Origin of the sequence: Protofrankia sp. Cr2 (genome assembly GCF_963555885.1) — a bacterium.
Taxonomy (GTDB): Bacteria; Actinomycetota; Actinomycetes; order Frankiales; family Frankiaceae; genus Protofrankia.
Genome location: NZ_CAUVXG010000065.1, coordinates 20,352 through 25,274, shown reverse-complemented (window position 1 = coordinate 25,274; position 4,923 = coordinate 20,352). Strand labels below are relative to the sequence as shown.

The window sequence follows — 4,923 nt, the reverse complement described above, 5'->3', positions numbered from 1 at the left end:
CCCGCGGACAACGGCTGGGGCCTCCCCCTACCCGCCACCGTCCTGGCCCGGCTCCTGTGCGACGCCGAACTCGTCCGACTGCTGCTGGACCCCGCCGGGGTGCCGTTGGACGTCGGCCGCACCCAACGGATCGTGCCCCCCGCGCTGCGCCGCGCCCTGATCGCCCGCGACCGCTGCTGCACCTACCCGGGCTGTGACCGGCCGCCGGGCTGGTGCGAAGCCCACCACATCATCGAATGGTCCCAAGGCGGCCACACCGCCCTGAACAACCTGGTGTTGACCTGCGGCCAACACCACCGAACACTCCACCACAGCGACTGGCACGTACAGATCGGCGCCGACGGCATCCCCGCATGGATCCCCCCGGGATGGATCGACCCAACCCGCACCCCCCGACGCAACCCCTACCGCCGCACCCTCCACAACACCTGGACCGGCCATGAAACGTGGACCGGCCCCGGCACACAGGACGGCCCCGGCGACGATCTCTTCGGGAGTGTTCCCTGATGTCGGCTGATCGCGTCCGTCTCTGCGTCGGTGCCCGCGAGGACCTGCCCTCGCTCGTATAGCGGGGTGAAGCCCCGTCGGCTCACGAACGTGGTTTGTCGTCAGGCGTGGTGAAAGACGGGGGCTGGGGCCTCCGGGCGCGCGACGCGAATCATGATCGCGCGCCCTTCGGCCCCATTGGGACGGGTACCCGCGGAAGCGGCCAGATCAGGGGAACGTCCCATCGAAGAAAAACCAGGTCGTCCTACAGGGAGCGGCGGTAGGCGTCGAAGGCGCGGGTGGCGAGCATCCCGGCCATCGTTGCCAGCGCGGTGAGGCAGCACAGATAGATGCTGACCGTCAGCCAGTCCGGGTCGGTCGAGCCGGCCTCGCGGGCGGCGCTGACCGCCCAGTCCACCGGGTTGACCCGCGCGATGACCTGCATCCATCCGGGCATGAGGTTGCGGGCCATGATGGCTGATGACATGAACGTCAATGGCAGGATGGCGAAGTTCACCGCCGCGATCAGGGCGTCCTCCTTGCGCACGATCAGGGCCAGCGCGTGTGAGAAGGCTGCGACCGTGACCGCGACGAGCGACGCGGCGCTGAGCAGGACGGCCGGGCCGACCAGTCCGTTGCGGTAGTGGGTCCCGACGGCCCAGCCGAGCAGCATGATGATGATCGACTGGATGGCGGTGACGACCGCCTGGTAGACGAGCGCGCTACTGATCAGTGCCGACTTCCGGACCGGGGACGTGAGCATCCGATCCATCACGCCGCGATCGATGTCGACGATGACCCTCATCCCGGACCAGCCGGCCGAGAACAGGGCGCTCATCACCACGACGCCCGGGGTCAGGAAATCGAAGTAGGACCCGCCGCCGAAGCCGGGAACATCGACGACGCGGCGGAACAGCGAGCCGAACAGGGGCAGCCAGACGACGGCCTGCACGATCGTGATCGCCAGGTATGCCGGCTGGCGCAGCATGGCGCGCAGGTGCCGTACGGTCAACCACCGCAGCTGGCGGCCTGCGGAGGCCGCGTACTCAGTCGCCGGTGCCGGCACCGATCCCGGCCGGGGTACCGGAATGTCCGTCGACAGGCCGGGCCGGGTCGTGCTGTCCGCGATAGCCGTGCTGGTACCGGCGCCGGCGACCGCGCTGTCGGGATGGGCAGCGGTGCCGGCGTTGTCGGTGGTGTCCGTAGTGCCTGACATCACGCCACTTCCTTCTTCTGTGCTTGGACACCCTTGCCCCGGGTGCCCTTTTCGCCGGCATCGTCCGCGCGCGGAGCAGCATCGTCCGCGCGCGGAGCAGCATTGTCGGCCCGTGGACCAGCCTCGCCGGTGGCCACGAAGCGGTGGCCGACATGGCGTAGGTAGACGTCGTCCAGCGACGGTCGGGCGATCGTCGCTGCGATGACGGTGACGTCCACCCGATCGAGAGCGGCGAAAACGGCGGGCAGCGACGACGCGCCGTCGGCCACCCGGCTGTGGACCTCCCGGCCGTCCACCGTGGTTTCGCTGACCCCGGGGACCTCGTTCAGAGCCGTGGTGACCCGGTCGGCGAGAGCGGTGTCGGCAACGGCCGCGAGCTCCAGATGGACGGCGTCACCACGCAGCTCGCTCTTGAGCTCGTCCGGACTGCCTTCGACGAGGATGCGGCCGTCATCGATGATGGCGACCTTGGATGCCAGCCGGTCGGCCTCCTCCAGGTAGTGGGTGGTGAGCAGGATCGTCAGCCCGTCCGCCGCGAGTGAACCGATTTCGTCCCACATCTGTGCGCGTGCGTGCGGATCGAGCCCGGTGGTGGGTTCGTCGAGGAACAGCACGCTGGGCCGATGCACCAGGCCGACGGCGACGTCGAGTTTTCGAAGCATGCCGCCGGAGTAGGTGCGTGCCGGCCGGTCGGCGGCCTGGGTCAGCTCGAATCGTTGGAGCAGGTCGGTGACCCGGGTGGCCATGCCTGCGCGGGAAAGCCCGTGCAGATGGGCCGCGAGCGCGATGTTCTCCCGTCCGGTTGCTTCCAGATCGATACCGGAACGCTGCGTGACAACCCCGATCGCCTGCCGTACCTGGCCGGGATGGGCGAGGATGTCGAGCCCGGCGACCGTGGCCGTACCGGAGTCAGGACGCGACAGCGTGGTGAGGATCTTCACGGTGGTGGACTTGCCGGCACCGTTGGGTCCCAGCAGGCCGAACACAGTGCCGGGCGCGACGCTGAAGCTCAGGCCATCCAGTGCCCGAACACCACCTCGGTAGGTCTTGACCAGGTCGGATGCCTGGATCGTGGGCTCGACCCGGTCGGCTGGCGGGGCCGGCGTTGCCGTGGAGCTGCCGGACGGCTGCGCGGCCTGCGCCGGAGCCAGATCTGAGGTCATCGGTCCCCCTGACGTTCCTGAACCTGTGGGCTGACGGGTGACGAACGTGGCGGTTCACAACTGGGACGACTGCGCGGAGCCGTCCGTTTCGGGAGTGGCCGGGCTGACCTGCGCGGCGATCGCCCGTTCAGTCGTGTTCAGGACGGAGTCGGCCGCGACTCCCGTGTGGCCACCGGCCTGCAGTGCGCGGACCACGATGTCGCGGATCCTTTCCGGGTCGGTCTCGCGGGTGTGGATCGCATCCCAGATATGGATGCCGTCCAGGGTCCGTCCGGAGATCGCCCGGATGAGTTCGTCCACGTAGCGGAGCTCGGCCTCGGCCAGCGCGTTGACGTACTCGGTCTCCAACGTGAACAGCCGGGGCAGCCCTTCGCGGACAGCGAAGGCCTCACCCGCGCGGGTGTGCTCGATCTGGAGCATGAGCCGGCTGCGGCGTTCGGTGAGCAGTCGGACGGCGTCGTCGGGTGTGAGCACAGGCAGCATGGACAGCGCCGCCTCGAAGCGCCGGTACTCCTTGACGGGAGTGCTGACAAGCTCGGACATCCAGTCGTAGAGTTCGGTCCGGCCGGATGCGGTGATCTCGTAGATGGTCCGTTCCGGCCGTCGGCCTTCGCGAACGGTCTCCCGGGCCGCGATGTACCCGCCACGGGCCAGCGAGTCCACCACGGTGTAGAGCGAGCCGTAGGTCAGCTTGATGCTGTGTTCCTTGTGCCGCTCACGCATCGTAGTTGACATCTCATACGGATGCATGGGTCGTTCGTTGAGCAATGCAAGCACGGCCAGTGCCAACATGTTTGCTGTTCGTTGACGAGCCATGCCCTCACCATCCTGGCGCCGAGTACTCGTACACGAGTATCCGGGAGTTGAGCGCTGACTGTCAATCGGACGGCTACCTTCAGCGGTCAGCGGCCACCATCGGCCGCAGTTGACGGCCACCGGGTCGCCACAACGGCGTGTTCGCTGGACCAGGCGGCCGACTCTCGAAAAGCTTCAGGGGCGCGTCAGCACGAAGAGACCGAAGCCGTGAACGCAGGTGCCGCCTGGTGTGGCAACAACCGGACACACCGGTCGCGTGACGCTCTACGCCGAGCGCCGCGCGGCTGGCTGCGTCATGCTCACAAGTGCGTCGTGACACCTCCGGCGCGGGTGGGCTCGGCGGCGCACCCGCGCCGGCTTCCAGCCGCCGGTGCTCCGGGGACTACGGCATCCGGGGACTACGGGCCTCCGGGCGCGCGATCTGACGATCGTTGCATGCCCTTCGGCCCTCCATGCGGTTGGTGTTCCGCGCACCGAACTGCCGCCGGTGGGCGGCTGGGTCAACCCCCGCCCACCGGCGGCTCCTACCCGATCAGTCGCAGAAGGTTACGACGCGGGCGCATCGGCGAGGTGCGGTGTGGACCTGCGAGGATCGGTGACATGCCAGTCGGATCCGAGGCTCCGGCCTCCCAGGAGTTGTTCCGTCGCGCACAGCGAGTCATCCCTGGTGGGGTCAACTCGCCGGTTCGGGCGTTTCGAGCGGTGGGCGGCACACCGCGCTTCATGGTGTCCGGGGATGGTGCGTACCTCACCGACGCGGACGGTCGCCGGTACGTCGACCTGATCTGTTCCTGGGGTCCGATGATCCTGGGTCACGCCCACCCGGCGGTCGTCGAGGCCCTTGCGGTGGCGGCGTCGCGGGGCACGAGCTTCGGCACGCCGAGCCCGGGCGAGGTCGACCTGGCCGAAGAGATCGTGTCAAGGGTGGCACCGGTCGAGCAGGTCCGGCTGGTCAATTCGGGGACCGAGGCCACCATGAGCGCGTTGCGGCTTGCGCGGGCCTTCACCCGGCGCTCGAAGATCATAAAATTCGCCGGCTGCTACCATGGTCATGTCGACGCGCTGCTTGCCGCCGCCGGATCGGGCGTGGCCACCCTTGGCCTACCGGACACTCCGGGTGTCACCAGCGCCACCGCCGCGGACACGATCGTGGTGCCCTACAACGATCTGGGTTCGGTCGAGACGGCGTTCGCCGAGTATCCCGGCGAGATTGCCGCTGTCATCACCGAGGCCGCAGCGGCG

The 4,923-nt window shown here is 68.6% G+C and carries 5 protein-coding genes; 2 read left to right on the top strand and 3 right to left on the bottom strand.

The features are described from left to right. Positions 1-507, top strand: a 507-nt coding sequence (locus tag U9978_RS20995; protein ID WP_322762858.1) for an HNH endonuclease signature motif containing protein, incomplete at its 5' end; no start/stop codon positions are given. 244 nt (positions 508-751) lie between these two features. Here the strand turns inward: U9978_RS20995 and U9978_RS20990 are convergent. The 3 genes from U9978_RS20990 to U9978_RS20980 are packed head-to-tail and all read right to left on the bottom strand — an operon-like array spanning position 752 to position 3,681. Next, the gene (locus U9978_RS20990) at positions 752-1,702 is read right to left on the bottom strand and encodes an ABC transporter permease (RefSeq protein ID WP_322762857.1); all 951 of its coding nucleotides are present in this window, start codon (positions 1,700-1,702) and stop codon (positions 752-754) included. Then, a complete protein-coding gene (locus U9978_RS20985; RefSeq protein WP_322762856.1) occupies positions 1,702-2,865 on the bottom strand; it encodes an ATP-binding cassette domain-containing protein in 1,164 nt (387 codons plus the stop codon). The genes U9978_RS20990 and U9978_RS20985 overlap by 1 nt, the downstream gene beginning before the upstream one ends. A 54-nt stretch (positions 2,866-2,919) precedes the next feature. After that, the gene (locus U9978_RS20980; protein ID WP_322762855.1) at positions 2,920-3,681 is read right to left on the bottom strand and encodes a PadR family transcriptional regulator; all 762 of its coding nucleotides are present in this window, start codon (positions 3,679-3,681) and stop codon (positions 2,920-2,922) included. A 600-nt stretch (positions 3,682-4,281) separates the two neighbouring features. On the opposite strand from U9978_RS20980, the gene U9978_RS20975 reads away from it, so the two are divergent. Next, a partial coding sequence (locus U9978_RS20975) for an aminotransferase class III-fold pyridoxal phosphate-dependent enzyme (RefSeq protein ID WP_322762854.1) occupies positions 4,282-4,923 on the top strand: 642 nt, incomplete at its 3' end.

Bases quoted from the DNA above. Each gene is read 5' to 3' on its own strand.
- U9978_RS20980 (WP_322762855.1), bottom strand. From the start codon at position 3,681: ATGGCTCGTCAACGAACAGCAAACATGTTGGCACTGGCCGTGCTTGCA.
- U9978_RS20990 (WP_322762857.1), bottom strand. From the start codon at position 1,702: ATGTCAGGCACTACGGACACCACCGACAACGCCGGCACCGCTGCCCAT.
- U9978_RS20985 (WP_322762856.1), bottom strand. From the start codon at position 2,865: ATGACCTCAGATCTGGCTCCGGCGCAGGCCGCGCAGCCGTCCGGCAGC.